Genomic DNA, 27,000 nt, shown 5'->3' with positions numbered 1-27,000 from the left:
CCGGCCTCCGGTCAGCTCTCGTCGGAGCTGCCGCGTTCGGGGCTGTTCTCGGCCGGGCCGTCCTCGGCCGGGCTCTCCTTGGGCGGGCGCCCGCGCCGGGGAATCCGGGCCGCGCCGCCGGGCATCCGGCCCGCGTCGGCGAGGGCGCGGCGGAGCAGGAACTCGATCTGCGCGTTGGTGCTGCGCAGGTCGTCCGCGGCCCATCGGGCGAGTGCGTCGTGAACCGAAGGATCCAGTCGCAACAGGAGCTTCTTCCGTTCCGTCGCCAAGGCCTCGCCTTACTGGTAGAGGGAGCCCGTGTTCACGACGGGCTGAGTGCCGCGGTCGCCGCAGAGCACCACCAGGAGGTTGCTCACCATGGCGGCCTTGCGCTCCTCGTCCAGGTCCACGACATCGCGTTCGGCGAGCCGGTCCAGCGCTTCCTCGACCATACCGACGGCGCCCTCGACGATCAGCCTGCGCGCCGCGACCACGGCCCCGGCCTGCTGGCGCTGGAGCATCACCTGCGCGACCTCCGGAGCGTACGCGAGCCTGGTGATCCGGGACTCGACGACTCGCACTCCGGCCGAGGCCACCCGGGCGGAAATCTCGGCGGAGAGCTTGCGGGCGATCTCGTCCGCGCCGTCACGCAGCGACAACTGGCCCTCGTGGTGAGCGTCGTACGGGTAGCTGGTGGCGATGTGCCGCACGGCCGTCTCGGTCTGGATGGCGACGAAGTCGGCGTAGTCGTCCACCTCGAACACCGCCATCGCGGTGTCCTCGACCTGCCAGACGACCACGGCGGCGATCTCGATCGGGTTGCCGTCCGCGTCGTTGACCTTGGCGGTCTCGGTCTCGTGGTTGCGGATCCGCAGCGAGATGTGCCGGCGGTTGGTGAACGGGTTCAGCCAGGTCAGGCCCTCGGCACGGACGGTGCCTCGGTAGCGGCCGAGCAGCTGGACCACCCGGGCCTGGCCGGGCGAGACCACCGTCAGGCCGCACATCAGCAGCACCGAGCCGAGCACCAGCAGCGGTCCGACGACTATCAGGGCGATGCCCAACGCGTTGGCGCGGACGGACAGTTGGGCCGCACCGACGATGAACGAGCCGACCCCGGCGAGCAGGCCGAGCAGCGCGCCGCCGAGCACCGGCAGGCCGGCCGCCCCGGTGATGACCCGTTCGGTGATCTTGGGGACCGGAAGGTCCAGGACAGGGCCGTCCTCGACGGCGAAACGCGGTGTGGTCATGGAGCGACTCCTTCGTCGAGCATCCGCATCCGATGTCAAAGTGATATCACTTTTCTGACAGCCGACGCCACCCGTCAGTGCGAGGACGACCCCCCGACGCCCCCAGCACGCCGCCGATGCGGCAGACTTATGACCCCGATACTTACTGCCTGTTTTCTGAAGGCTCAGCATCACTTGTGGGGAATCGCATCCATGACAGCGCTTGCCGAGTCCATCGGCACACCGGACAGAACGAGCCCGGGCACGGGGACTGAGCGGCAGCGCCCATGGGCCCGGTTCGAACGGCCGAACGCCGCACAGCTCCGGCTCGTCGCGGCCCTCCTCGTCCTCCCGCCGCTGTTCCACCTGGTCTCGGCCGATCTGCTGAGCTTCGGGCTGGTCTGGTTCGCCGCCGCGACCCTCATCCGCTCCCGGGCCACCGCCTTCGACCGGCTGATGATCTCGGGCGGCGTCCTGATCGGCTGGACCTGCGCACTCAGCCTGCTCGCCAGCTACTGGCCGTGGGGCCTGCACCCGGTGGCGCTCGCCGAGGCCACCGCCGTGCCGCTGATCGCGGTCCTGCTCCTCCAGGGCCCCCGGCCCGCCGGGCGGGCCGAGCGGCCGTGGGCGCGGCTGCGCCGACTGGTTCCCACCCGGGACCTCGCCCTGCTGCTGCCGGCGGCCGCGGCCGTCGCGTTCACGCTGTACCCCGTCGTCCGCCGGAACGCCACCGAGCGGCTGGGCCTGATCATCATGTACGAGGACCTCGCCCGGCACTCGGCGCTGTACGACACCATCCTGCGCCTGGGCGGCCTGACCGCCCTGCACAGGAGCGAGGCCGCCGCCACCGTCGCGGACGGCCTCGACACCTACCCGCAGGGCAGTCACCTGACGCTGGCCGTGATCACCAGCTTCGTGCACGGCGGTGCCACCCAGGGCCCCGCGCTCGCCCAGCTGTCGTTCTTCGTCCTGCTGTTCGCCCTGGCCACGGCCGGTCTGTCGGTCGCCGTCCTGTGGGCGGTGCAGCGGGTCGCCGGCCACGCGCTGCGCGGCTGGCGCGGCCTGGCCCTCGCGCTGCCCGCCGGCGTCTACCTGGCCGTCGCCGAGGTGCCGCAGCTCCAGGCCCGCGGCTTCGTGAGCGAGATCTTCGCACTCGGGCTGTTCGCCCTGCTGACCGCCCTGGCGATCAGGCCGCTCAACCGCTTCCACGAGCAGATCACCGTGCTCGGCGCCCTGACCGTCGGCATCTCCTTCAGCCACTACCTGCTGCTGCCGGCCGTCGGAGCCGTGGTGCTCGCCTGGGCCGTCATGCACCGGCGGGACTGCCTCCGACACTGGCGGACCGTGCTGGCCACCGCCGCGGTGACCGGCGCCCTCGCGCTGTTCCCGCCGTACACCAACGCCGGGTCGGCCGGTTCGGCGGACGTCCTGACCCTTCCCGGCGCCATCAGCCCGGCCGGACGCCACCTGCTCTTCCCCCTCGTGGTGGCCGCGTTCCTGGGCCTGCTGACCCGCAGCGCGCGCGCCAACCGCGCGCGCAGGGTCGCGCTGGCCTCGCTCGCCGCGGTCTCGCTGCTCTGCTTCGGCGTGATGGAGTACCAGCTCCTCACGACGGGCACCACCTCGTACTTCTACGAGAAGATGATCCACCAGCTGATGGTCGTCGGGGTGATCTGCTTCGCCGCCGCCCTGCTGCCCGCGTTCGGCCGCCGCGCGCTCGCCGGGCCGAGCACCGCACCGGACCCCGGCGCCCGCCGGACCGTCTGGTCCCGGTTCCGCTCGGGCGTGCCCGTGGTCGCCGTCGCGGGCTGCCTGGCCTTCACCGTCCTCAGCAACTCCCAGCCGGACCTCGGACCGGCCGGCTGGAAGGGCAGCGTCGGGCGGGCCCAGCTGCGCGGCGACGGCGCGCAGTTCGCACTGGCCCAGCGGGTCGCCGCCATCCACTCCGACCACCAGCAGGACGGCCGGCTGCAGGTCTCCCTCGTCGGCGCCCGCCTCTACGGCGAGACCACCCCGGACTGGGCCGGGATCGAGGACAACCTCTGGCTGAGCGTGCTCAACCGCAATCAGGGCAGCACCGCGAACCTGTGGGCATGGGCGATCACCCGCCGCAACGCCCAGGACATCGTGGACCTCGCCGCCTCCAAGCCGTCGACCCCGCTGCGGTTCTACCTCGACGAAGGCTCGCCGCTGGTGACCGACCTGAAGGCGATGGCCGCCAAGGGCCAGCTCCCGGACCTGGCCGTCTCCGTGCTGCACCACCAGGGCGGAGACCTGACCGTCGAGCCGGTCAAGCTCCGCTGAGCCGCACCCAGGACTGTGGGGCCGTCACCGGTGAACGGTGACGGCCCCACAGTCTTCGCGGCGTGGCAAACTCCGGCGGGCGAGATCCTGTCCTACAGTTCCACTCGACGGAAACCCGGCGTTCGGGCTGGCCAGAGGCCTCCTCGAAGGGGCAGACAGCCGCCGGGGCAAGAAGAAGTGGGGCGGGTGGGACTCGAACCCACGACCAAGGGATTATGAGTCCCCTGCTCTAACCGGCTGAGCTACCGCCCCGGTTCGCCGCGCGCGCCGGTCGTCGGCACGGCAGCAGCAGACGGCCCAACGAGGCCGTCCCGGGCAGCATAGCCGGTCGATCACCCGTGGTGCGCGCCGGGGGGCAGACCTGAGTGCGCGACGGTGCGCGCCTCCCGGGCGGCGCAGCCCGGGTGGCGGCGGGGCACCCGTTCGGGGCAGCCTGGGCGGATGACGAAACGTGGGACGGGGACGGCGGCCGCGGCGCTCGCAGTCGTGCTGGCCGCGGCGGGCTGCACCACCGCGGCGGGGCCGGGCGGGGGCGCCCCGACCGTCACCTCGGCACCGCCCACCGGCGTTTCCGCCGACAGCCACGGCTGGAACCGGCAGCGGCTCAAGGGCGCGGCCGGCCGGCACACCGGAGTCACCCGCACCGCCAAGCCCACCGTGCTCAACGGCCTGGTCGGCGCGGTGTTCACCCGCAACGCCGACGGCGACCACTTCTGCACCGCCAGTGTGGTCGACAGCGCCGGGCTCAACCTCATCGTCACGGCCGCCCACTGCGTCTGGGACCCGAAGCTCGGCCGCCGCAGCGACCTGGTGTTCGTCCCCGGCTACCGCAACGGCGACACCCCCAGCGGCGTCTGGCCGCTGCTGACCGTCACCGTGGACGACGGCTGGAGCGACCACGCCGACCCGGACATGGACGTCGCCTTCGCGGTCGTCCAGGCGCAGAACGGACGGCAGGTCCAGCAGGTGCTCGGCGCCAACCGGCTGGGCGTCAACCGCGGCTACCGGCTCCCGGTGAAGGTCACCGGTTACCCGAGCAGCAGCGAGGTCCCGATCACCTGCGCCAACACCACCACCCAGCAGAGCCCCACCCAGGTGCGGATCGACTGCCCCGACTACACCGGCGGCACCAGCGGCAGCCCCTGGGTCACCGACTTCGACCCGGCCACCAGGACCGGCACCGTGGTCGGCGTGATCGGCGGCTACCAGGAGGGCGGGAGCACCCCCGGCACCTCGTACAGCAGCTACTTCGGCGACCGCGTCCAGGCGCTGTACGACCGCGCCACCGGCTGACCGGGCAGCGGGCGGGCACTGGCAGTGGCGCCGCCGGGCACCGGACTGGTAGATCTTCCTCACGAACGGCGGAACGCACGGCCCCGGTGCCCGCCCCGAGGAACGAGACGGAGCCCCGATGGCCTCCCGCCCGGCACTGCCCGCGCGCACGGCACGAACGGCCGCGCTGGCCGCCCTGCTGCTGGCCGCCGGCACCGCCTGCGGCGGGCAGGACGGGGCGCCCACGGCCGAGGTCGCGCAGCAGAACCCCGCCCGGGACCGGATCGGCACCCTCTCCGTCCGCAGCGCGGACGGCCCGCGGGCCTGCACCGCGAGCGTGGTGCACAGCCCCCGGCGCAACCTGCTGGTCACCGCGGCGCACTGCGTGCAGAACCACCGGATCGGCCTGCTGGACGGCCTGGTGTTCACTCCCGGCTACCGCAACGGGTCCACCCCGTACGGGACCTGGCCGGTGCAGGTGATCACCGTGGACCCGCGTTGGGCGGCCGACGACGATCCCGAGTACGACGTGGCGTTCGTCACAGTGGGGCCGGTCGACGGACAGCAGGTCGAGGACGCGGTCGGCGGCAACCCGATCGGCACCGGCCAGGGCTTCGGGCTGTCCGTCTCGGTCACCGGCTACCCGAACGGGAGCGACGAGCCGATCACCTGCGCGGCCCGGACCGGCTCGCAGAGCGCCACCCAGGAGCGCTTCGACTGCGACGGCTACACCGACGGCACCAGCGGCAGCCCGTGGGTCACCGCGAGCGGCGCGGTGGTCGGCGTGATCGGCGGCTACCAGGAGGGCGGGGACTCCCCCGGCACGTCGTACAGCATCACCTTCGACGAGCGGGTTTCCGAGCTCTACCGGAGGGCGACCACCTGAACCGGAAGCCGGCCCGGGGCGCTGCCGGGCCGCGGGCGGTGTCGCGTACGTCACGCCGCGAAGCCGGACGGCGACAACACGAAGGCCCCCCGGTCGACCGAGGGGCCTTCGCTCTGAGCAGTCACCGGGCGGACCCGGTGCAGCTCCCGCAATTGGACTCGAACCAATAACCTGCCGATTAACAGTCGGCTGCTCTGCCAATTGAGCTATGCGGGATCGCGGTACTCAACTTCCGTACCACGGACGGGAGCAGAGCCCCGAAGGGCCTTCTCCCGAGCTCCCCCAATTGGACTCGAACCAATAACCTGCCGATTAACAGTCGGCTGCTCTGCCAATTGAGCTATGGGGGATCGGCTCCCGCCTCGGCCCCGGTTTCCCGGGCTCCTCGGCGCTCGCTGCGGGACATACATTAGCGCACTCGGGGGGGTGGTCCGCCAATCGCTTTCCCGGGTTGCCGCCGGGCTGCCGCCCGGCGTGCCCCGTGCACGCCCGGCGCGCGCCCGGCGACGGGGCCGGGGATGCTGGGGCGCAGACGGTTCGCCGTCCCGACGGACGGGTAGGGCAATGCGGCAGAAGCCGCCAGGAGAGGGTGGATCCGACCATGTGGAAGCTGTCGTTGGCCGCGGGTTTCGCGGCCGGCTACGTCCTGGGCTCGCGGGCCGGGCGCCAGCGCTACGAACAGATCGCCAAGGTCACCCGGCAGATCGCCCGGAACCCCACGGTGCAGGGTGCGACCGACCGGGCCCGGCAACAGGCCGGGGCGGTGGCCGGGAAGGCGGCCGGCGCGGTCGCGGACCGGGTCGGCGACCGGCTGCCCAACGCCGTCACCGACCGGGTGCCGTACTTCAACCGCTCCCGGGCGGAGGACGACGGCTGGGGCACCTTCCGCCCGTGACGGGGCGCCGGGCCGCGTGTCACGTGACGCGCGGCCCGGCGGCCTACCGCCCGTCCGTGACGGGACGGTGACACCGGGGCCAAGCGAACCCCAACCCGCGGTCGCGAACCGGCAACGGACCACCCGGCCCGGACGCGTCCCGGGCCGGGCTGAGGCATGATCTCGGCATGGCCATCGTCGCGGGGATAGACAGCTCGACCAACCGCACCCGGATCGTCGCGTGCGACGCCGACACCGGTGCCGTCCTGCGCTCCGGCAAGGCGCCCCACCCCGTCCCCGAGGACCAGGACCTGTGCCCCGGGGAGGCCGACCCCCAGGTCTGGCTGCACTCGCTCGGCGACGCCGCGACCGGCGGCCTGCTGGAGGGTGTCCGGGCGATCGGGGTCAGCGCCCAGCAGCACGGGATGATCGGCCTGGACGCGGGCGGGGTGCTGGTCCGCCCGGCGATCCTGTGGAACGACCCGCGCTCCAGCGGCGCCGCCGCCAAGCTGCTGGAGGCCTTCGGCGGCGCGGCCGCCTGGACCGCCGCGATCGGCGCCGTGCCCGCCCCCACCTACACCATCGCCAAGCTGCGCTGGCTGGCCGAGTTCGAGCCGGCCAACGCCCGCCGGGTCGCCGAGGTGCTGCTGCCGCACGACTGGCTGGTCTGGCAGCTGCTCGGCCACCCCAAGCGCCGCACCACCGACCGCGGCGACGCCTCCGGCACCGGCTACTGGTCGCCGATCACCGGCGAGTACCGGCAGGACCTGGTGGAGCTGGCACTCGGCCACGAGCTCAGGCTGCCCGACGTCCTGCCCCCGACCGAGCCCGCCGGGCACACCCCCGAGGGCCTGCTGATCTCGGCCGGCACCGGGGACAACATGGCCGCCGCGCTGGGCCTGGGACTCGGCCCGGGCGACGCGGTGGTCTCGCTCGGCAGCGCCGGGACGATCTTCGCGGTGCACGAGGAGGCCGTGGTGGACGCCTCCGGCCTGGTCTCCTCCTTCGCCGACGCGAGCGGCCGGCACCTGCCGATGGTCGCCACCCTCAACGCCGCGCAGGTGCTGCGCTCCACCGCCGCCCTGCTCGGCCGGGACCTGGAGGGCCTGAGCGACCTCGCCCTGCACTCCTCCCCCGGCGCCTACGGCCTGGTGCTGCTGCCGTACCTGGACGGCGAGCGCACTCCCGCGCTGCCGCACGCGGCCGGCACCCTGACGGGCCTGCGGGCCGAGGCGATGACCCCTCAGCACCTGGCCCGCGCCGCCGTCGAGGGCATGCTCTGCAACATCGCCGACGCCCTCGACGTGCTGCGCGCCCGGGGCGTCGCGGTGAAGCGGGTGTTCCTGCTCGGCACGGCGGGACGACTGCCCGCCGTCCGGCACATCGCCCCGATGTTGTTCGGCGTCCCGGTCGTGGTGCCGCCGCCGGGCGCGCACGCCGCCCGCGGGGCCGCCCGGCAGGCCGCCTGGGCGCTGGCGGGCACCCCGGAGCCGCCGGAGTGGGAGCTGCCGGACGCCGAGACCGTCGAGCCCGACGGGGAGCAGGACCTGGCGATCGGCTCGGCGGTGCGTCAGCAGTACCGGGCCGCCCGCGACCAGATCCACCCGGAGGTGGCGTCGGCCCCGTCGACCTGAAACCGACGGTGAAGATGCGTCACCCGGCGCCCGGTGGCAGCGTGGGTCGGGACATAGCCACCGAGGTGAAGGGCAGCAGCATCCCATGGCCTTGCACAAGGGCGCCGGCAACGGCCGCCGACTGAGCGTCAGCCCGTTCGTGGGCGCCGCCGACCCGCTGGGCTCGATGGAGCTCGCCCCGCCGGTGCACCGGCTCGGCAAGGGCCCGGTCGCGGCCGACACCGCGTACCAGCTGATCCACGACGAGCTGATGCTGGACGGCAACGCCAAGCTCAACCTGGCGACCTTCGTCACCACCTCGATGGAGGTGCAGGCCACCCGGCTGATGACCGAGTGCCTGGACAAGAACATGATCGACAAGGACGAGTACCCGCAGACCGCCGAGCTGGAGCGGCGCTGCGTGGCCATCCTCGCCGACCTCTGGAACGCCCCCGACCCGGACTCCGCGGTCGGCTGCTCCACCACCGGCTCCAGCGAGGCCTGCATGCTGGCCGGCATGGCGCTCAAGCGCCGCTGGATGCGCCGCAACGCCGAGCGCTACGCCGCCGGGGCCCGGCCCAACCTGGTGATGGGCGTCAACGTCCAGGTGTGCTGGGAGAAGTTCTGCACCTTCTGGGAGATCGAGGCCCGCACCGCGCCCATGGAGGGCGATCGCTTCCACCTCGGCGCCGAACAGGCGGTCGCGCTGTGCGACGAGAACACCATCGGCGTGGTCGGCGTCCTCGGCTCGACCTTCGACGGGTCGTACGAGCCGATCGCGGAGATCTGCGCGGCCCTGGACGAGCTCCAGGAGCGCACCGGCCTGGACATCCCGGTGCACGTGGACGGCGCCTCCGGTGGCATGGTGGCGCCTTTCCTCGACCCCGAACTGGTCTGGGACTTCCGACTGCCCCGGGTGGCCTCGATCAACACCTCCGGGCACAAGTACGGGCTGGTCTACCCGGGCGTCGGCTGGGCGCTGTGGCGGGACAAGGAGTCGCTGCCGGAGGAACTGGTCTTCCGGGTCAACTACCTGGGCGGCGAGATGCCGACCTTCGCCCTCAACTTCTCCCGGCCCGGCGCCCAGGTCGCGGCGCAGTACTACGTCTTCCTGCGGCTCGGCCGGGACGGCTTCCGGGCGGTCCAGGGCGCTTGCCGGGACGTCGCGACCTACCTGGCCGGGGAGATCGGGAAGCTGGGCTGCTTCCGGCTGCTGACCCACGGCGACCAGGTCCCGGTGTTCGCCTTCACCACCACCGAGGACACGCCCTTCGACGTGTTCGACGTCTCGCGGCGGCTGCGCGAGCGCGGCTGGCAGGTGCCCGCGTACACCTTCCCGGCCGACCGGGAGGACCTGTCGGTGCTCCGCGTGGTCTGCCGCAACGGCTTCTCCCGGGACCTCGCCGACCTGCTGCTGGCCGACCTCGGTCGGCTGCTGCCGGAGCTGCGGCGCCAGCCCGTCCCGCTCCAGGATCTCGGGGTGCCGGCCCGGTCGGGCTTCCACCACTGACCGTTCGCACACCCGGGAACGTCACGGCGGGGAGGGCGCAGCGAAGCGCCCTCCCCGCCGGAGCGTCCCGGGCGGGCCGGGGCAGCCTCCCCCCGCGAGGCTGCCCCGGTCCGGTGGGGGAACCGGGAGCGGGTGCGGACCGACGACGGGTGGTCGATCGGTGCCCGAACGGTTCCCCGGCAGGTGCACCGCACCGGCCAGAGAACTCTGCACGATGACCACGTGAATGTTCGAGCGGTTCCGGGGGTTGTGAGACACTTCCGTCCGTCTCAGCGCCGTGACCTGGGGTTTGGGACGCCGAACCGATCAGGTTGGAGAAGCGCAGACGCCGAACGGCCCGGGCCGGGACCCTGCCGCTCACCCGTTCCCCGCCCCCGTTTCTCGAGTTTGGAGCGCCGCATTGGGTTCCGCCTGGAAGCAGCTGCCCGAGGAGTTGCCCGAGCCCGCCAGGCGCCTGGCGGAGGAGCTCCGGGACATCAAGGACACCGCAGGACTGTCGCTGTCCGAGCTGGCCGCCCGGACGCACTACAGCCGGGCCTCCTGGGAGCGCTGGCTCAACGGCAAACGGGTCGTCACCGAGCAGGCGGTGGAAGCCCTCGTCGGGGCGGTCGCGTGCGACGGGGCCGCGCTGCGGGCGCTGTGGCGGCACGCGGTGGCGGGGCCGGAGGCCGCGGGCACGGGTACGGGCAAGGCCGTGAAGGGACCGGCCGTCGCCGAGGAGCCCCCGGCCCCCGAGGAAGCGGCCGCCGAGGAGCCTGCCGTCCGGACCGAGACCGTCCAGGAACCGGCCGCCGGCGAGGCGCTGGTGACCGGGCAGGAGCCCGAGCCCGCCCCCGTCGTCTGGTGGCGGCGCCCCGCGGCACTGGTCTCCGCCGCGGCCGTGCTGGCGCTGCTGCTGGTCCTGGCGGGCCTGCGGATCGGCCGGCACGACGGGCAGGCCTCGGCGGCTGCCGAACCCGTCGCCACGGCCGGCGTCTCCGCCAGTGCGAAGCCCGGCCCGGCCTCCCCGGCCTGCCAGGCCGTCGGCTGCGCGCACAAGGACCCGAAGACCACCGGCTGCGGCAAGGACGCCCGGACCCTGCAGACCCAGGTGATCGGCAAGGTGGTCGTCTACCTCCGGTACAGCCAGACCTGCCGGGCCGCCTGGGCGGCCATCACCGAGGGCCAGCCGAAGGACTACGCGACGATCACCGACAGCACCGGCGACAGCGAGACGGCGCTCATCCACTGGGGCTACGACAACTACTCGCCGATGCTGAACGCGGCGGACCCGGCCGTCACGTTCCAGGTCTGCGGCTACCAGTCGGCCGGCCACGACTGCACCGCGGCGGTCTCCGACCTGGCCATGGTGGTGGCCTCCACCCCGGTCCCGATCGGACCCGCCTCGCCCCCGCCGGGCACCGGCGCAGGGGCACCGACGACCCCGGCCCCGGCAACTCCGGCCGCCCCGGCACCGGCCGCCCCGGCACCGACCGACCCCGCGGCTCCCGCCGACCAGCCCACGCCGGCCGGGTCGGCGGGTCCGTCCTAGCCGCCGACCGCTAGTCGAGGTAGCCGCGCAGCTGCTCGGCATAGGCGTGGTCGCGGAGCTTGACCAGGGTCTTCGACTCGATCTGGCGGATCCGCTCCCGCGTCACGCCGAACACCGCGCCGATCTCCTCCAGCGTGCGCGGGCGGCCGTCGTCCAGTCCGTAGCGGAGCTGGACGACCTGGCGCTCCCGCTCCCCCAGGGTGGCCAGGACGGCCTCCAGGTGCTGGCGCAGCAGCAGGAAGGTCGCGGACTCGGCGGGCGAGGCGGCGTCGGCGTCCTCGATCAGGTCCCCGAGCGCGACGTCGTCCTCCTCGCCGACCGGGGTGTGCAGCGAGATCGGCTCCTGGGCCAGCCGGAGCAGCTCCCGCACCCGCTCCTCGGTCAGCTCCAGGGCGGCCGCGATCTCGGCCGCCGTCGGTTCCAGGCCGCGCTCCTGGAGCAGGGCGCGCTTCGCCCGGACCACCCGGTTGATCAGCTCGACCACGTGCACCGGCACCCGGATCGTCCGGGCCTGGTCGGCCAGCGCCCGGCTCATCGACTGCCGGATCCACCAGGTCGCGTACGTGGAGAACTTGAAGCCCCGGGTGTAGTCGAACTTCTCCACCGCCCGGATCAGGCCCAGATTGCCCTCCTGGACCAGGTCCAGCAGGGTCAGCCCGCGGCCGACGTAGCGCTTGGCGACGGAGACCACCAACCGCAGGTTCGCCTCGATCAGCCGGCGCTTGGCGATCCGGCCCCGTACCACCAGGGTGTCCAGCTCGCCGGCCAGCGGGTCGGGCGGCGGCGGGTCGCCGTCGAGCCGCTCCTCGGCGAAGATGCCGGCCTCCACCCGGCGGGCCAGCTCGACCTCCTCCTCGGCGGTGAGCAGGCGGATCCGGCCGATCTCGCGCAGGTACTGGCGCAGCAGGTCGGCGGCCGGCCCGGTGTCGTCGGCGGGCCCGCGGCGCTCGTCCGGGTCCTCGGCCCCGGCCTGTGCTTCGGGCCCGGGGCCGGCGTCGGGCTCGGGGTCCGGACTGTCCGGGTGGCCCTCCGGCAGGCCCTGGGCGGGGACCCGGGCACCGCCCGGGGGCGCCGCCCCGGCCCGGCCGTGGTGGGTCTCCTGCTCCCCGGTCTCCTGCTGCCCGGCCGGTCCGGCGGGGTTCGCTCTCGTACTGGTGGTGGTCGCTGCGACGAGGCCTTGCTCCACGGGCATCCCCTCGGGGCGGGCGCGACTCTGGCGGACCCGCGCTGTACGGAGGTGGGACGCCCTCCAGTGTGCGGTACGCCACGCTCCGTGGCCGAGACTCGTGCGCCGACTTTCTGTGCCCGGGTCCTGCCGGCGGGTACCCGGCGGGGCGTTACAGCGCCGCCGCGCCCCGGCTGCGCAGCTGCTGCCCGTACTGCTGGAGCTGCCACAGCTCGGTCTGCACCGCATGCAGCTGCTCGGCCTCGGCCCGGGGGCCGAGCCGCTGGAGGTAGCCGCGGACCTCGGTGATCCGCCGGTCCACCGCGAGCAGGCGCAGCTTGACCAGGAACTCCCCCGCGTAGATCGCGTCCGCCTTGCGGCGCGAGCGCACCGGCTCGACGGTCAGCTCGGTGACCAGCGAGCGCACCTGGTCGTCCGGGGCCGCCTCGCGCACCGCACTGGTGAAGTCGGGCAGGCCCGCCCCGTACGCGGCGCCGCCGGCCTTGGCGATGGCCTGCCGGACGGCGGTGTACGGCGGGGTCGGGAACTCGTCCTCGCCGTAGTGGTCGAAGGCCGGGCTGACCAGGTCCGGGTGCTGGAGCGCCAGCTTGAGCAGCTCCCGTTCGACGAACTGGGCCGGGTCGCGCGGGTTGAGCCGGAAGGCGGGCTGCGCGGGGCGCTGCGGCTGGACCGGCTCGGGGCGGCGCTGGGCGGCCGCGCCGCGCGGGTTCTGCTGGCGCTCGCGGTCCCAGCGGGCCAGCTGCGAGATCCGGCGGACGACGAACTGCTCGTCCAGGATGCCGAGCATGCCGGCCAGGCGGACGGCGTACTCGTGCTGGATCGAGCGGTCCTTGATCTTGGCGACGATCGGGGCCGCCTCCTCCAGCGCCGCCGAACGCCCCTCCGGGGTGTCCACCCGGTGCCGGGCCACCACCGAGTTCAGCGCGAACTCGAACAGCGGGACCGGGTTGTCGATCAGGTGCTTGACGGCCTCGTCGCCCTGGGCCAGGCGCAGCTCGCACGGGTCCATGCCGCCCGGACTGACCGCGATGGAGGTCTTGGCGGCGAACTTCTGGTCGTCCTCAAAGGCGCGCAGGGCGGCCTTCTGGCCGGCCGCGTCGCCGTCGAAGGTGAAGACGGTCTCGCCCCGGTACTGCGAGGTGTCCATCAGCAGCCGACGGATGATCTTGATGTGGTCCTCGGCGAAGGCGGTGCCGCAGGTGGCCACCGCCGAGGTGACCCCGGCCAGATGGCAGGCCATCACGTCGGTGTAGCCCTCGACCACCACCGCGCGGCCCGACTTGGCGATCTCCTTCTTCGCCAGGTCGATGCCGTACAGCACGTGGGACTTCTTGTAGATCGGCGTCTCGGGGGTGTTGAGGTACTTCGGGCCGTTGTCGTCCTCGCGCAGACGGCGGGCGCCGAAGCCGATCACCTCGCCGGCGATGTCCCGGATCGGCCAGACCAGCCGGCCCCGGAAGCGGTCGATCAGGCCACCGCGCTGGCCCTGCGAGGCGAGACCGCCCTGGAGGATCTCCTTGTCGGTGAAGCCCTTGCCGCGCAGGTAGCGGACCAGGTGCTCCCACCCGGCCGGGGCGTAGCCGACGCCGAAGGCCTTGGCGGCCTCCTCGTCGAAACCGCGCTCGGCCAGGAAGCGGCGGCCGATCTCCGCCTCCGGCGAGGCCAGCTGCTCCTGGTAGTAGGCGGCGGCCACCTTGTGCGCCTCGACCAGCCGGGTGCGCTCGCCCTGCTGGTGGCGGGGGCTGTAGCCGCCCTCCTCGTAGCGCAGGGTGATGCCGGCCTGGGCGGCCATCCGCTCGACGGCCTCGGCGAAGGTGAAGTGCTCGATCTTCATCAGGAAGGCGATGGTGTCGCCGTTCTCCTGGCAGCCGAAGCAGTGGAAGACGCCCTTGGCGGGGTTCACGTAGAAGGAGGCGGACTTCTCGTCGTGGAAGGGGCAGACGCCCTTGTACTCGCCGCCGCCACCGTTGGTCAGCTGTACGTAGTCGCCGACCACCGCGTCGATCGGCAGTGCGCTGCGCACCGCCTGTACGTCTTCGTCCCTGATCCGCCCGGCCACCCCGGAAGTCTACTGGGGCGGCCGGGCTTTCCGGCGGCGCAGGGGGACGGCCCCGACGGGCCGAGGGGCGCCGCGTGCGCCGCCGCCTTCCCCTCCCCCGCTCACGCCCAGGCGGCGCCGACGAGCCTGGCGTGCAGGGCCAGGGCCGAGGCGTCCGTCAGGGTGGCGATCTGGTCGATGACCGTGCGCAGGGCGGCGCGGTCGTCCTCGGCCTCGCGGTACATGGCGGCGAACACCGGGTCCAGTCCCTCGGGGGCGCGCTGGGTGAGGACGTACGCCAGCTCGGCGATCACGATCCGCTGGCGGGCCCGCAGCTGGGCCTGCTCCTCGCGCTGCATCACGTAGCGGACGGCGACCGCCTTGAGCACCGCGCACTCCAGCCGGACGTCCCTGGGCACCACCAGCTCGGCGGCGTAGCGGGTGAGCCGGCCGGGGCCGTAGCGGGCGCGGGTGGCCTGCTCGGCGGCCAGGCAGAAGCGGCCGATCAGCTGGCTGGTGAGGTCCTTGAGCCCGGCCCGGGCGCGGGCGGTGCCGTCGTAGGAGCGGGGCCACCACTCCTGGGCGAGCAGCCGGTCCAGGGCGGCGGACAGCTCCTGCGGCCCGGCGTCCGGGGCGTAGCGCTCGGCGACCTTGAAGAGCTCGGTGCGCTCTTCGGGGGCGCGCAGGGCGGCCGGGTCGATGTGGCCGGCCTGGAGGCCGTCCTCGACGTCGTGGGTGGAGTAGGCCACGTCGTCGGACCAGTCCATCACGGTGGCCTCGAAGCACTTGCGCCCGGCCGGGGAGCCGGCTCGCAGCCAGCGGAAGACCGGCAGGTCGTCGGCGTAGACGCCGTACTTGGGCGAGGCCGGGTCGGTGGGGTGGGCGCCCTTGGTCCACGGGTACTTGGTGGCGGCGTCGAGGGCGGCCCGGCTCAGGTTGAGACCGACGCTGCGGCCCGGCCAGGGGGCGAGCCAGGCGGCGGGCTGCTCCTCCTGGGGCGCGAAGCGCTTGGGTTCGAGCCGGGTCAGGATGCGCAGCGACTGCGCGTTGCCCTCGAAGCCGCCGCAGGCCTCGGCTGCCTGGTCGAGGGCCTCCTCACCGGTGTGGCCGAACGGCGGGTGTCCGATGTCGTGGGCCAGGCAGCCGGCCTCCACGAGGTCCGGGTCACAGCCCAGGGCGGCACCCAACTCCCGCCCGACCTGGGCGCATTCGAGGGAGTGGGTGAGCCGGGTGCGCGGGAAGTCACTGCGCATCGGGGCGACGACCTGGGTGGTGCCGGCCAGCCGGCGCAGCGCGGCCGAGTGCAGCACCCGGGCGCGGTCGCGCTGGAAGGCCGTGCGGCCCGGTCGTTTGTCGGGTTCGGGGACCCAGCGGGCCTCGGCGGCGTGGTCGTACGGGATCGGGGCGGCGAGGCGGTGCGTGGTGTCGTCCATATGTCACTCACGGTACGCCGCGCCCCCGACACGCGGGGTGTGCCGCGCGCGAAGGAGCGCGGGCCGGGGCGTGAACGGTGCGCGGCGCGCGGGTGCCCGCCCCGGCGAGTCGGCCACACCCGGACGGCGCAGCCCCGCGCGCCCCTTACGCCCCGTACGTTCCCGGCCCCGGACCCGGGCCCGGCCCCGGACCGCTCGGCCCGGGCGTCCTCAGCCCTTGATCGCCTTCAGGACCACGCCGGACGCCGCCTCCTGCCCCTTGGCGTTGGGGTGGATCGGCGCCAGCCCCCGGGCCGGGAACGGCGGCTCCACCCAGCGCTTGTCCTCCCCCGCGCACATGTCGTGCCCGGCCGAGGGCCCGGCGAGGTCCACGAAGACCGCGCCCGCCGCCTCCGCGCGCTTCTTGAGCATGCCGTTGAGCTGCTGTTCCTTCTCCACCAGGAAGCTCAGGTCGGAGGCGGCCACGGCGTCCCCGAGCACCGGCAGGCAGACCGCCGGGTCGGCCGGGAGCAGCCCCGGGTACCCGATCACGTACACCTTGGCCTTCGGGGAGCGCTTCCTGACGTCCTGGAGCACCTGGCCGAGCCGGTCCCCGGCCGCGTCCACCTTGCGCTGGACCTCGTCGGTGCCGTTGCCGCCGGCGTAGTGGTCACGGCAGGGCGAGTTGCTGATCCGGTCCGCGCTGTCGGCGATCACGCCCTTGAGGATGTCCACCAGGTTGGCCTTGGCGCACTCGGTCACGACCTCCATGAAGCCCGCGTCGTTGCCTCCGATGCCCAGGGTGACCAGCCGGGTGTCCGCGGTCAGCGCGTCCAGCTGGGCCGGGTTGGTGCCGTCGGAGACCTTCTGCGGGCCGGTCAGGTCCGGGGTGCGGGCGCCGCTGCAGCTGACGTCCTTGAACTGCCCGGCGGCGAGCGAGAGCCCCTTCGCCACCAGGGCCGGATAGTTGGCCCCGGAGCGGTAGCAGCCGCCCGGCTCGCCGACCTGCGGGGGGATCTTCATCCCGGCGGTGTACGAGTCTCCGAGCGCGACGTACGGGCCGGTGGGCGGTGGGGCGGGGGTCGGCGACGAGGTCGCACCGGCCTGCGCGCGGGCGGGCGTCGCGCCCGCGACGCCGTTCCCCTGGCCGTCCGAACCGGCGTTGTCGGTGCAGCCGGCCAGCAGCACTGCGGCCAGTCCGACGGTCAGGGCGATGGTCGGGCGTGCGGTCCTCGGCATGGGCTCCCCCCGGGGATACGGGTCATGGTCGGCTCCTCACGGCGGCCCGTCCCCCGGGCGCCGCAGGGCCAACGAACGACCGTGGCCGATGACTCCCGGCCCGGCCCGAATGGCCTCCGGCGGGCCCGAACCGGCCGGAATCCGACCCCCGGCCCGCCCGGTCGGCCGCTTCCGCCCGCCCTGTTCCGGCTACTCCGCGCCGCGCTCGTGCTCGGCCAGGAACTGCTCGAAGCGCCGCCCCAGTTCGTCCGCCGAGGGCAGGTCCACCGGCTCGGCCAGCAGGCTCTCCCGGCCTTCCGCGCCCGCCACGGCGTCGTACTGGCCCTCCATGCCGCGGATCGCCGAACGCAACTCGCCGTCCCCCTGGGCCAGCTGCTCCTCGATGTCGGCGTAGACCTCGGAGACCTGCTCGCGCAGCCGGGTGCCGGGCAGCACCAGCCCGGTGGCGGACTGCACCGCCTCCAGGACCTGCACGGCCGCCGCCGGGTAGGCGGAGCGGGCCACGTAGTGCGGGACGTGCACGGCGAAGCCCAGGACGTCGTGCCCGGCCTCGGCCAGGCGGTACTCCACCAGCGCCTGGGCGCTGCCCGGGACCTGCGCCTGCTCGAACCACTGCGGGTAGCCGGGGGCGAGGTCCAGCCGGTTGCCGTGCGGCGTCAGGCCGACCGGGCGGGTGTGCGGCACGCCCATCGGGATGCCGTGGAAGTCGATCGAGAGCCGGACCTCGAAGCGCTCCACCAGCTCGCGGACGGCGCGCGCGAAGCGCTCCCACTCGACGTCCGGCTCGGGGCCGGTGAGCAGCAGGAACGGCGCGCCGGCGGCGTCGTGGACGAGCTGGAGCAGGATCTCCGGCGGGTCGTAGGACGTCCAGTGGTCGTGGTCGAAGACCATCGCCGGGCGGCGGGCCCGGTAGTCCACCAGACGGTCGTGGTCGAAGCGGGCCACCACCTGCGGCGATCCCGTCTCCAGCAGGTGGGCCACCACCTGGCCGCCGGCCTCGCCGGCGTCCATGAAGCCCTCGAAGTGCTGGAGCAGCACGAGGCCGGCACCGGTGTCGCGCAACTGCTCGTTGGCCGCGGCCACGGCGGCCACGCCCTGCTGATCCAGCTCGTACAGCGCCTGGAAGTCACGCACCGCGCACCCAACCCCGTTCTCTGCTCGTCCCGGTCGACCGGCTCCTCGTCGTGTCCAGCGTGCCGGGCGCCGCCGGAATTCCCGTCCCGGCGCCCGTCCTGCGGACGACCCGTCCGCGGGCCGCCCCGGGGCCCGTCCTGCGGCTCTCCCGGAGGCGCGCCCGACGGCCTCGGCGCACCACTGCGGACCATGATCGCACCCGAAGGAAGAGCCCCTGGTCACGGCCCTGGGAGGGGCCCGTCCGGAGGGCCCGGGAACGGCCCGCGCGGCCATTCGCGTGCCGCGAAGTGACGCACCGCCTTCTGGCGGGTATCGTCCTCTCGCTGCCTCGCATCGTCGCGTCGTCGCCACGTCGTCCGTAACGCCGTCGGCCACGTCCCGGTCCGGTGCTCGGCCAGCCACCCACGACGCATCTTGCCTTCACCTGGCCGCCTGCTTCCCTTCGCGCTCTCGTTCCCTCCTCGGCCATTTCGCGGACGCACACTGTCCCCTCGCTCTTCCCGCCGGACCGGTCCGAGAACCCGTGCCCGTTCCGGCACCCCGCGCCGCCCGTTCCGGGCCGTCGCCCCCACCCCGTTCGACCGGACCTCCGGCGTGCGCGGGTACCCGGCGGACGGACCCGGGGCCCAGGCGTACCCAGTCCCAGCGCACCCCGTGCCGTACCCCGGCCCGGGAGGCACCCTCCGACCGATGAAGGACCGAAGGTTCCGTGCCCGTACCTGTCATCCTCACCGGCCGCACCGTGCGGCTGGAGCCCCTCGCCGCGCACCATGCCGAGGCCATCGCCGAGGCCGGTGCCGAGGACCGTACGACCTACGCCTTCACCCCCGTCCCGCACGGCCTGGAAGCCGCCCGCGACTACGTCGCGCGGGCGCTCGCCGACCAGGCCGCGGGCCGGTCGCTGCCGTTCGCGACGGTGAACCTCGCCGACGGCCGGGTGGTCGGCTCCACCCGGTTCCTGGAACTCGACTACTGGCAGGGCCCGCTGGTGTGGCCGCCCGTGCCCGGGGTCCCGTTCGGCGATCCGGCCACGGCCGTCCCGGACGCGGCCGAGATCGGCAACACCTGGCTCTCGCCGCGCGCCCAGGGCACCGGCATCAACACCGAGGCCAAGCTGCTGATGCTGCGCCACGCCTTCGAGACCTGGGGCGTCCAGCGGATCTCGCTGCGCGCGGACGCCCGCAACCTGCGCTCGCGCACCGCCATCGAGCGGCTCGGCGCGACCTCCGAGGGCGTCCGCCGGGCGCACTCGCGCGGGCTGGACGGGGTGGTGCGCTCCACCGCGTTCTACTCGATCCTCGACGACGAGTGGCCGGCCGTCCGGGACATCATCGAGCTGCGGATCGCCGCCGCCACCTCGCCGAGCGCCCCGGATCCGGCGATCAACCAGGAGTGCCTTAGACAGGGCGGCAGCGGCGCCGGGCAGCTGATGATCACGGCGTGATCGGGAGCCGGGGCTACGGCCGGCCGTAGCCCCGGGCCGCGGTCCGTCAACACCTGCGAGCGCCGACCCCACCGACGGGGGATGTTTCGCATACCTCCGATCCCGGCGGGCAGCACCGGGGCATGACCCGCGCGAATCCCCTCGACCCGGTCGCCCTGCTCGGTGCCGACCAGCAGCACATCGCCACCCGGGCGCAGCTGCGCCGGCTCGGGGTGCCCTCCGGCACCATCGCCCACCGGCTGCGGCCGGGCGGGCCCTGGCAGCAGGTGCTGCCCCGGGTGATCTGCCTCCAGAGCGGACGGCTGACGATCCATCAGAAACTGCGGGCCGCCCTGGCGTACGCCACGCCGAAGGGGCGCGAGCCGCGGGCCGGGGAGGTGCTGCTGACCGGCCTCTCGGTGCTGGCCGAGGCCGGACTGCCGAGTGCCGGGCACCCGTCCGACCAGAACTCGATCGACATTCTGATTCCTGGTCAACGGCGGGTCTGCGACCGGGAGTTCGTCCGGATCCACCGGTCATCGGGGGCGATGCCGGGCGGCTTCGAGCGGGACGACGGGCTGTGGAGCACCACGGTCGCCCGGGCACTGGCGGACCTCGCGCCGAAGGAAACGGGGCAGCGCCGGTTCCGGGCGCTGTGCGCGGAGGCCGTTCAGCGGCGGCACTGCGAACTCGGCGAACTGCTCGACCAGTTGCTGTCCCGCCCGGGTGCGCTCGGGCTTCCCCAGGTGGCCAGGGTGGTGGAGGACCTGACGGTCGGGGTGCGCTCGGTGGTGGAGGGCGAGGCCCGCGAACTGCTGGCGCACGCGGGGCTGCCGGAGCCGCTGTGGAACCCGGTGCTCTTCCTGGACGGCCGCTTCCTCGCCGTCCCGGACGCCTACTGGCCGCACGCCTGCGTGGCCCTGGAGATCGACTCCCGCGCCTGGCACCTGCGCCCGGCCGAGCACGAACGGGGCCTGGCCCGCGCCAACCGCCTCACCGCCGCCGGCCTCCCGGTGGTCCGCACCACCCCGGCCCAGCTCCGCCGCGACCCGGCCCCGGTGCTCCACGAGCTGACCGCCCTGGTCACCACCGGCCCGCACGCGCCGCACCCCCGGATCACCTGGCGGCGGGCGCGGTGAGGGGCACGGCACGCCGGGCCCGGTGCGGCCCCCGGTGCGGCTCCGCTCAGCAGCGGGAGTCGATCTCCTGGAAGGTGGCGTAGTGGTCGGCGGACCAGTACTGCTCGCCGGAGTCGCCGGTCACGACGCGGCGGGTGCCGCGGTCGTTGGAGCCCGGAGTGACCACGGTGTACTCGTGGTAGTAGCCGTCGGTCTTCTTCGGCAGGCGGCTCTCCCGGTTCTCGAAGACGATGCCGTCGCGGTTGTACGGGTAGGGCCCGCCCTTGGCGATCAGGGTGAGGGTGTCCACGGCCTGGCTGGGCAGCTTGGTGCGACAGACGTCGGCCAGGGCCGGATCGGTCGGGACCCAGGTGCCGGCCGCGGCGGGGTTGGTGGCGGCGCCCCCGGCGGGCGGGGTCGGCTTGGGGGCCGCGGGCTTCGGGGCCGTGGACCCGGACGCCGAAGGGCCTGCGGTGGCGGCCGTGGCCGGGCTCGCGGCGGCCTTGGGGTGGCTGCTCCCCCGGCCGGCGAGGAGGTACCCGACCCCGGCCAGGACCGCCAGGATCAGCACGGCCACGACGACGATCGGGTTTCTGCGGTTGGTCATGCGCTCCAGCTTGGCAGGAGGCCGGGCCGCGCCGGGTCAGCTACACACGTGGCCGCCGCCACACCGCCGCGGGCCGCCCGCCGCACCGCCGCCGGCGGGGCCGCGTCCGGTCCGTGCCCGTCCGCGCGCAGACGTACGGCCGGGCGGGAACGGACGCCGTTGTCCGTTCCCGCCCGGCCGTGTCACGTACGCCGGTTCTCCTGCGCCGAGCTCCGGTGTACGCCCTCCCGACGGGAGGGTTGAGCGGTCAGTCGAGTCCGCGCGAGGTGGGGATGCCTACCCTCCTCAGCGCGAGTCGCTGCCCGCCGACTCGATGGCGGCGCGGCCGGCCTCCAGGCGCGCCACCGGGATCCGGAAGGGGGAGCAGGAGACGTAGTCCAGCCCCACCTCGTGGAAGAAGTGGACCGAGTCCGGGTCGCCGCCGTGCTCGCCGCAGACGCCGAGCTTGAGGTCGGGGCGGGTGGCCCGGCCGGCCTCGACGGCGTGCTTGACCAGCGAGCCGACGCCGTCTCGGTCGATGGTCTCGAACGGGGAGACCCCGAAGATGCCCTTCTCCAGGTAGGCGGTGAAGAACGAGGCCTCCACGTCGTCCCGGGAGAAGCCCCAGACGGTCTGGGTCAGGTCGTTGGTGCCGAAGGAGAAGAACTCGGCGGCCTCGGCGATCTGCCCGGCGGTCACCGCGGCGCGCGGCAGCTCGATCATGGTGCCGAGCTTGATCTCCAGCGTCACGCCGGTGGACTTGGCGACCTCGGCGAGCACCCGCTCGCACTCGTCGCGGACCAGCTCCAGCTCCTGGACGGTGCCGACCAGCGGGATCATCACCTCGGGACGCGGGTCCCCGCCGGCCAGCTTGCGCTCGGCGGCGGCCTCGGCGATGGCCCGGACCTGCATGCCGAACAGGCCGGGGATGACCAGGCCGAGGCGGACGCCGCGCAGGCCGAGCATCGGGTTCTGCTCGTGCAGCTTGTGCACCGCCTGGAGCAGGCGCAGGTCGTTCTCGTTCGGGTCCTTGCGGGCCTCGGCGAGGGCGACGCGCACCGACAGCTCGGTGATGTCCGGCAGGAACTCGTGCAGCGGCGGGTCGAGCAGACGGACCGTGACCGGCAGGCCGTCCATCGCCTGGAAGAGCTCCAGGAAGTCGCCCTTCTGGAGCGGCAGCAGGGTGGAGAGGGCGAGCTCGCGGTCCTTGTCGTTGTCCGCCAGGATCAGGTGCTCGACCTCCTTGCGGCGCTCCTCGCCGAGGAACATGTGCTCGGTGCGGCACAGGCCGATGCCCTGGGCGCCGTAGCGGCGGGCGCGCGAGCCGTCCTCGGCGTTGTCGGCGTTGGCGCGCACGGCCAGCCGGCGGCGGCCGTCGGCGTGCGACATCAGCCGGTGCACGGCCTGGACCAGTCCGCCCTGGACGTCGGCGCCGGCGTGCAGGGTGCCCTCGAAGTACTCGACCACGGGGGACGGCAGGACGGGTACCTCGCCGAGGTAGACCTTGCCGGTGGCGCCGTCGATCGAGACGACGTCGCCCTCCTGGATCACCCGGCCGTCGGCGGTGGTGAAGCGGCGGGCCTTGGTGTCGACCTCCAGCTCCTCGGCGCCGCAGACACAGGTCTTGCCCATGCCGCGGGCGACCACGGCCGCGTGCGAGGTCTTGCCGCCGCGCGAGGTCAGGATGCCCTCGGCGGCGATCATGCCGTCCAGGTCGTCCGGGTTGGTCTCGCGGCGGACCAGGATGACCTTCTCGCCGGAGCGGGACCACTTGACGGCGGTGTACGAGTCGAAGACGACCTTGCCGATCGCGGCGCCCGGCGAGGCGGCCAGGCCCCAGGCGATCTGCTGCGACTCGGCGTTCGGGGCGAAGCGGGGGAACATCAGCTGCGAGAGCTGGCCGCCGGTGACCCGCATCAGGGCCTCGTCCAGGTCGATCAGACCCTGGTCGACCAGCTGGACGGCGATCCGGAAGGCGGCCGCGGCGGTGCGCTTGCCGACGCGGGTCTGGAGCATCCAGAGCTTGCCGCGCTCGATGGTGAACTCGATGTCGCAGAGGTCGCGGTAGTGGTTCTCGAGCTTCTGCATGATCGCCATCAGCTCGTCGTACGACTTCTTGTCGAGCTTCTCCAGCTCGGACAGCTGCAGGGTGTTGCGGATGCCGGCGACGACGTCCTCGCCCTGGGCGTTGGACAGGTAGTCGCCGTAGACGCCCTGGGCGCCGGTGGAGGGGTCGCGGGTGAAGGCGACGCCGGTGCCGGAGTCCTCGCCGAGGTTGCCGAAGACCATGGTGCAGACGTTGACCGCGGTGCCCAGGTCGTTCGGGATGCGCTCCTGGCGGCGGTACAGCCGGGCGCGGTCGCCGTTCCAGGAGTGGAAGACGGCGTGGATGGCGAGGTCCATCTGCTCGCGCGGCTCCTGCGGGAAGGCCCGGCCGGTCTCGCGCTCGACGATGCCCTTGAACACCTCGACCAGTTCCCGGAGGTCGGAAGCGTCCAGGTCCAGGTCGTTGGTGGTGCCCTTGGCGTGCTTGGCCTCGTCCAGGGCCTCCTCGAACAGCTCGCCGTCGACGCCCAGCACGGTCTTGCCGAACATCTGGACCAGGCGGCGGTAGGAGTCCCAGGCGAAGCGCTCGTTGCCCGACTGGGCGGCGAGGCCGGTCACCGAGGCGTCGGAGAGGCCGATGTTGAGGACCGTGTCCATCATGCCGGGCATGGAGAACTTCGCGCCGGAGCGCACCGAGACCAGGAGGGGGTTGTCGGCCTGGCCGAGCTTCTTGCCCATCTCCTGTTCGAGGGCGTCCAGGTGTGCGCTGATCTCCTCGTGGAGGGAGGTGGGCTCACTGCCGGTCTCCAGGAAGACCTTGCAGGCCTCGGTGGTGATGGTGAACCCCGGAGGGACGGGGAGGCCCAGGTTGGTCATCTCGGCCAGGTTCGCGCCCTTGCCGCCAAGAAGGTCCTTGAGGTCCTTGTTTCCTTCGGTGAAGGAGTAAACAAACTTCTGCTGGGACGGCACGGGTCGGTCTCCTCGTACGCGGTTGCCCTGACGCCGGAGAACATACCCATTTCGAAGGCACTTCTCTGCCCTGAATAGGCCACCCGAGGTCGGTACTTAGAGGTAACCCGCTAGATCGAATGCGCATAAAGGCGTTCACCTCTGTTGGTGAAATCGTCCGCCTGACGCGAGCAAGCGTTCAACTCTTGAATGAATGCAAACCCGGAGATCGTACGATCCGGACGCACGGTAGCGGCCGAGGGTCCATGGCGTTGCCCCGGCTTGATTTCCTGCACCCGGATCGCCCGATCACCGGCCGACCGACTTCGGGAAGCGATTCACAGCCGACCTGTCCATTTCGTCCACCGACAGACCGTCAGCCCCCACCGTATGTGGCAAGCGTCACCAGCGCATCTCACGGGTCGAACGCAGGCCGCCTCCGCCGTTCGTCGCGCTGTGTCCGGAAGCGCGCCCTCTCCGTGACGGCATGGCGCCGAAAAGGAGCCCTCTTGTCCAGGATGGACAAGAGGGCTGGGACCTAGTGGCAGTCGACCCCGAAGGGCTGTTTTTGCCAGTCCGTACAGATCATCCGCCAGAGGTGTCCGATTCGGCGTCGGCTCCCGGCCGGGCGCAGTCGTACGGATCGTCCAACCAGCCCTCCGGCAGGACCACCCGGTTGTTGCCGCTGGTCCGGCCGCGCGGGCCGTCCGCACCGGCCGGCCAGCCCTGGGACTGCTCCACCTGGGAGAGGCTTTCGGCCAGTTCGGCCAACGAGGAGGAGCCGGCGAGCTTCACCCGCAGCTCGGAGCCGACCGAGAAGCCCTTGGTGTACCAGGCGACGTGCTTACGGAAGTCGATCACGCCGCGCGCCTCGTCGCCGAGCCACTCGCCGAGCAGCTGCGCGTGCCGCACCATCGCCGCGGCCACGTAGCCGAAGTCGGGGCGGGCGTAGTCCACGTCGCCCTCGAAGATCGCGACCAGGTCCTTGAACAGCCACGGCCGGCCCAGGCAGCCGCGACCCACCACCACGCCGTCGCAGCCGGTCTCGCGCATCATCCGCACCGCGTCGTCGGCCGACCAGATGTCCCCGTTGCCCAGCACCGGGATGTGCGCCGGGACGGACTCGCGCAGCCGGGCGATCGCCGACCAGTCGGCCGTCCCGCCGTAGTGCTGGGCGGCGGTGCGCCCGTGCAGGGCGATCGCGGCCACGCCCTCCTCGGCGCCGATCCGGCCGGCGTCCAGGTAGGTGAGGTGGTCGTCGTCGATGCCCTTGCGCATCTTCATGGTCACCGGCAGGTCGCCGGCGTTGGCGACGGCCTCGCGCAGGATCTCGCGCAGCAGGTTGCGCTTGTACGGCAGCGCCGAGCCGCCGCCCTTGCGGGTGACCTTGGGCACGGGACAGCCGAAGTTGAGGTCGATGTGGTCCGCCAGGCCCTCCTCGGAGATCATCCGGGCGGCCTTGCCGACGGTCACCGGGTCCACCCCGTACAGCTGGATCGAGCGCGGCTTCTCGCTCGGGTCGAACTTGATCAGCTGCATGGTCTTGGCGTTGCGCTCGACCAGTGCCCGGGTGGTGATCATCTCCGAGACGTACAGGCCGCGGCCACCGCTCTGCTCCCGGCACAGGGTGCGGAACGGCGCGTTGGTGATGCCGGCCATCGGCGCCAGCACGACGGGCGGCCACACCTGGATCGGGCCGATGTCGAGCGGCGCGAACTCGGTGTCGGACGCGGTGGGTGCGGACGTGACTGTCATGCGCGGCTGACCTCGGGTGATGGGGACGGGACTCTCCATTGTCCCCCACCCGGGTGAGCGGCCTCCGCCCGCGCCGAGGCGCCCCCGCTACGGAGCCGACGACGGAAGCGACGGCTCCGGCGGCTCCGGCGGCTCCGAGCGCGAGGACGACGGGATGACCGAGATCGACCCCGACGTGACCGCGGTGTGCACCCGGTTCGGGCTGGCGGGGTCCGACAACAGCGGGTCGACCCGGCCGTGTCCGCTGCCGACCTCGCTGGAGAAGGAGTACCGGCTGTCCTTCGGCAGGGTCATCTCCACCGAGCCGGAGGTGGCCGTGGCGTCCACCTCGCGCGGGGCCTTGGCGAAGTCCAGCACCACCGTGCCCGAGCCCATCCGTGCCGTCACCCGCCGAGAGCTCAGGTTGCCGCCCTGCACCTGCCCGGAGGAGGTGGAGTGCACGGTCACGTCCCCGGAGGTGTCGGACAGCAGCAGCTGGCCGGAGGTCAGCTCCAGCCCGACGTCCCCGCTCAGACCCTCCACCTCGACGGAGCCGGAGCCCACCGACCCGGTCACCTCGGTCGCGGCCGGTACCTCCAGCTCGATCTCGGCGCCGCAGCCGAAGTCCGCGAACGGCAGGACCCGCCGGCAGCGCATCCCGACGGTGAGCACCCCGTCGACGACGACGGCGGACACCACCGGCTTGCGCACCAGCCAGTCCAGGCGCTGCTGGACCACCACGCGGCCCTCCCGCCCGGCCCGCACCTTGACCGAGGCGTTGCCGGTCTCCAGCCGGACCCGGTGGATCGCCACGTCGTACGGCCGGGCGGCGATGGTGTGCTGCTCCACCGCCATCGACCAGGTCTGCAGTCCGGCACCGATCATGACCAGGACGATCACGACCGTCCCGGTGACCCGCCAGCCCTTCACCCCCCGCACCG

General features: G+C 73.2%; 20 protein-coding genes and 3 tRNA genes. 9 read left to right on the top strand and 14 right to left on the bottom strand.

Annotated elements, in window-relative coordinates:
- Nucleotides 1-11: 11 nt before the first annotated feature.
- Together ACIRRH_RS01015 and ACIRRH_RS01010 are read right to left on the bottom strand one after the other, a co-directional pair.
- A complete protein-coding gene (locus tag ACIRRH_RS01015) occupies nt 12-269 on the bottom strand; it encodes a hypothetical protein (protein ID WP_403059828.1) in 258 nt (85 codons plus the stop codon).
- A 9-nt stretch (nt 270-278) separates the two neighbouring features.
- Complete coding sequence (locus ACIRRH_RS01010; RefSeq protein WP_403059825.1) at nt 279-1,226, bottom strand: SPFH domain-containing protein; 948 nt, start codon at nt 1,224-1,226, stop codon at nt 279-281.
- A gap of 192 nt (nt 1,227-1,418) precedes the next feature.
- Between ACIRRH_RS01010 and ACIRRH_RS01005 the strand changes: the two genes are divergently transcribed.
- Nucleotides 1,419-3,509, top strand: coding sequence for a hypothetical protein (locus ACIRRH_RS01005; protein ID WP_403059822.1), 2,091 nt, complete (start codon nt 1,419-1,421; stop codon nt 3,507-3,509).
- A gap of 178 nt (nt 3,510-3,687) precedes the next feature.
- Here the strand turns inward: ACIRRH_RS01005 and ACIRRH_RS01000 are convergent.
- A tRNA-Ile gene (locus ACIRRH_RS01000) sits at nt 3,688-3,761 on the bottom strand.
- 189 nt (nt 3,762-3,950) lie between these two features.
- Here ACIRRH_RS01000 and ACIRRH_RS00995 point away from each other — a divergent pair.
- Together ACIRRH_RS00995 and ACIRRH_RS00990 are read left to right on the top strand one after the other, a co-directional pair.
- Complete coding sequence (locus tag ACIRRH_RS00995; protein ID WP_403059819.1) at nt 3,951-4,802, top strand: trypsin-like serine peptidase; 852 nt, start codon at nt 3,951-3,953, stop codon at nt 4,800-4,802.
- 118 nt (nt 4,803-4,920) lie between these two features.
- The gene (locus tag ACIRRH_RS00990; protein WP_403059816.1) at nt 4,921-5,667 is read left to right on the top strand and encodes a trypsin-like serine peptidase; all 747 of its coding nucleotides are present in this window, start codon (nt 4,921-4,923) and stop codon (nt 5,665-5,667) included.
- Nucleotides 5,668-5,810: 143 nt separating this feature from the next.
- On the opposite strand, the gene ACIRRH_RS00985 is transcribed toward ACIRRH_RS00990, so the two are convergent.
- Both ACIRRH_RS00985 and ACIRRH_RS00980 read right to left on the bottom strand, forming a co-directional pair.
- A tRNA-Asn gene (locus ACIRRH_RS00985) sits at nt 5,811-5,883 on the bottom strand.
- Nucleotides 5,884-5,944: 61 nt separating this feature from the next.
- Nucleotides 5,945-6,017: transfer RNA gene (locus tag ACIRRH_RS00980), tRNA-Asn, on the bottom strand.
- Between the two features lie 251 nt (nt 6,018-6,268).
- On the opposite strand from ACIRRH_RS00980, the gene ACIRRH_RS00975 reads away from it, so the two are divergent.
- From ACIRRH_RS00975 to ACIRRH_RS00960, 4 genes are all read left to right on the top strand, one after another.
- Entirely contained in the window at nt 6,269-6,562 is a 294-nt protein-coding gene (locus ACIRRH_RS00975) for a hypothetical protein (RefSeq protein WP_403059813.1), read from the top strand.
- Nucleotides 6,563-6,729: 167 nt separating this feature from the next.
- The gene (locus ACIRRH_RS00970; protein WP_403059810.1) at nt 6,730-8,175 is read left to right on the top strand and encodes an FGGY family carbohydrate kinase; all 1,446 of its coding nucleotides are present in this window, start codon (nt 6,730-6,732) and stop codon (nt 8,173-8,175) included.
- A gap of 85 nt (nt 8,176-8,260) precedes the next feature.
- Nucleotides 8,261-9,664 (top strand): glutamate decarboxylase, encoded by a 1,404-nt coding sequence (locus ACIRRH_RS00965; RefSeq protein ID WP_403059807.1) that lies wholly within the window; start codon nt 8,261-8,263, stop codon nt 9,662-9,664.
- 400 nt (nt 9,665-10,064) lie between these two features.
- Nucleotides 10,065-11,195, top strand: coding sequence for a DUF2690 domain-containing protein (locus tag ACIRRH_RS00960; protein ID WP_403059804.1), 1,131 nt, complete (start codon nt 10,065-10,067; stop codon nt 11,193-11,195).
- A gap of 10 nt (nt 11,196-11,205) precedes the next feature.
- On the opposite strand, the gene ACIRRH_RS00955 is transcribed toward ACIRRH_RS00960, so the two are convergent.
- The 5 genes from ACIRRH_RS00955 to ACIRRH_RS00935 form a co-directional block, all read right to left on the bottom strand.
- Nucleotides 11,206-12,387, bottom strand: coding sequence for a sigma-70 family RNA polymerase sigma factor (locus tag ACIRRH_RS00955; RefSeq protein WP_403059801.1), 1,182 nt, complete (start codon nt 12,385-12,387; stop codon nt 11,206-11,208).
- Nucleotides 12,388-12,532: 145 nt separating this feature from the next.
- Nucleotides 12,533-14,440 (bottom strand): DNA primase, encoded by a 1,908-nt coding sequence (gene dnaG / locus ACIRRH_RS00950; RefSeq protein ID WP_403059798.1) that lies wholly within the window; start codon nt 14,438-14,440, stop codon nt 12,533-12,535.
- 101 nt (nt 14,441-14,541) lie between these two features.
- Nucleotides 14,542-15,852: a deoxyguanosinetriphosphate triphosphohydrolase gene (locus tag ACIRRH_RS00945; protein WP_403059795.1), complete on the bottom strand. Its 1,311-nt coding sequence runs from the start codon at nt 15,850-15,852 to the stop codon at nt 14,542-14,544.
- Nucleotides 15,853-16,062: 210 nt separating this feature from the next.
- Entirely contained in the window at nt 16,063-17,070 is a 1,008-nt protein-coding gene (locus ACIRRH_RS00940) for an SGNH/GDSL hydrolase family protein (protein ID WP_403059791.1), read from the bottom strand.
- Nucleotides 17,071-17,259: 189 nt separating this feature from the next.
- Entirely contained in the window at nt 17,260-18,204 is a 945-nt protein-coding gene (locus ACIRRH_RS00935) for a PAC2 family protein (RefSeq protein ID WP_403059788.1), read from the bottom strand.
- Between the two features lie 709 nt (nt 18,205-18,913).
- Between ACIRRH_RS00935 and ACIRRH_RS00930 the strand changes: the two genes are divergently transcribed.
- Both ACIRRH_RS00930 and ACIRRH_RS00925 read left to right on the top strand, forming a co-directional pair.
- Nucleotides 18,914-19,648, top strand: a complete 735-nt coding sequence (locus ACIRRH_RS00930) for a GNAT family N-acetyltransferase (RefSeq protein ID WP_224282135.1) — start codon at nt 18,914-18,916, stop codon at nt 19,646-19,648.
- 122 nt (nt 19,649-19,770) lie between these two features.
- Nucleotides 19,771-20,766 carry a hypothetical protein gene (locus ACIRRH_RS00925; RefSeq protein WP_403059784.1) on the top strand — a complete coding sequence of 332 codons (996 nt, stop codon included), beginning with the start codon at nt 19,771-19,773 and terminating at the stop codon, nt 20,764-20,766.
- A 46-nt stretch (nt 20,767-20,812) separates the two neighbouring features.
- Here ACIRRH_RS00925 and ACIRRH_RS00920 read toward each other — a convergent pair whose 3' ends face one another.
- From ACIRRH_RS00920 to ACIRRH_RS00905, 4 genes are all read right to left on the bottom strand, one after another.
- Complete coding sequence (locus ACIRRH_RS00920; RefSeq protein ID WP_403059781.1) at nt 20,813-21,352, bottom strand: ribonuclease; 540 nt, start codon at nt 21,350-21,352, stop codon at nt 20,813-20,815.
- Between the two features lie 285 nt (nt 21,353-21,637).
- Entirely contained in the window at nt 21,638-24,346 is a 2,709-nt protein-coding gene (gene ppdK / locus ACIRRH_RS00915) for a pyruvate, phosphate dikinase (RefSeq protein WP_403059778.1), read from the bottom strand.
- A 564-nt stretch (nt 24,347-24,910) separates the two neighbouring features.
- Nucleotides 24,911-26,080, bottom strand: coding sequence for a tRNA dihydrouridine synthase DusB (gene dusB, locus ACIRRH_RS00910; RefSeq protein ID WP_403059775.1), 1,170 nt, complete (start codon nt 26,078-26,080; stop codon nt 24,911-24,913).
- Between the two features lie 87 nt (nt 26,081-26,167).
- Nucleotides 26,168-26,998, bottom strand: coding sequence for a DUF4097 family beta strand repeat-containing protein (locus ACIRRH_RS00905; RefSeq protein WP_403059772.1), 831 nt, complete (start codon nt 26,996-26,998; stop codon nt 26,168-26,170).
- Between the last annotated feature and the right edge of the window lie 2 nt (nt 26,999-27,000).

Source organism: Kitasatospora sp. NPDC101235, assembly GCF_044767505.1.
Taxonomy (GTDB): domain Bacteria; phylum Actinomycetota; class Actinomycetes; order Streptomycetales; family Streptomycetaceae; genus Kitasatospora.
Note: the sequence above shows the minus strand (reverse complement) of the source record. Positions and strands in the feature narration are given on the sequence as shown.

What these genes read in the sequence shown, in the direction of transcription:
- ACIRRH_RS01010 (WP_403059825.1), bottom strand. Translation starts at nt 1,226, where the DNA reads ATGACCACACCGCGTTTCGCCGTCGAGGACGGCCCTGTCCTGGACCTT.
- ACIRRH_RS01005 (WP_403059822.1), top strand. Translation starts at nt 1,419, where the DNA reads ATGACAGCGCTTGCCGAGTCCATCGGCACACCGGACAGAACGAGCCCG.
- ACIRRH_RS00995 (WP_403059819.1), top strand. Translation starts at nt 3,951, where the DNA reads ATGACGAAACGTGGGACGGGGACGGCGGCCGCGGCGCTCGCAGTCGTG.
- ACIRRH_RS00990 (WP_403059816.1), top strand. Translation starts at nt 4,921, where the DNA reads ATGGCCTCCCGCCCGGCACTGCCCGCGCGCACGGCACGAACGGCCGCG.
- ACIRRH_RS00975 (WP_403059813.1), top strand. Translation starts at nt 6,269, where the DNA reads ATGTGGAAGCTGTCGTTGGCCGCGGGTTTCGCGGCCGGCTACGTCCTG.
- ACIRRH_RS00970 (WP_403059810.1), top strand. Translation starts at nt 6,730, where the DNA reads ATGGCCATCGTCGCGGGGATAGACAGCTCGACCAACCGCACCCGGATC.
- ACIRRH_RS00965 (WP_403059807.1), top strand. Translation starts at nt 8,261, where the DNA reads ATGGCCTTGCACAAGGGCGCCGGCAACGGCCGCCGACTGAGCGTCAGC.
- ACIRRH_RS00955 (WP_403059801.1), bottom strand. Translation starts at nt 12,387, where the DNA reads ATGCCCGTGGAGCAAGGCCTCGTCGCAGCGACCACCACCAGTACGAGA.
- ACIRRH_RS00945 (WP_403059795.1), bottom strand. Translation starts at nt 15,852, where the DNA reads ATGGACGACACCACGCACCGCCTCGCCGCCCCGATCCCGTACGACCAC.
- ACIRRH_RS00940 (WP_403059791.1), bottom strand. Translation starts at nt 17,070, where the DNA reads ATGCCGAGGACCGCACGCCCGACCATCGCCCTGACCGTCGGACTGGCC.
- ACIRRH_RS00925 (WP_403059784.1), top strand. Translation starts at nt 19,771, where the DNA reads ATGACCCGCGCGAATCCCCTCGACCCGGTCGCCCTGCTCGGTGCCGAC.
- ACIRRH_RS00920 (WP_403059781.1), bottom strand. Translation starts at nt 21,352, where the DNA reads ATGACCAACCGCAGAAACCCGATCGTCGTCGTGGCCGTGCTGATCCTG.
- dusB (WP_403059775.1), bottom strand. Translation starts at nt 26,080, where the DNA reads ATGACAGTCACGTCCGCACCCACCGCGTCCGACACCGAGTTCGCGCCG.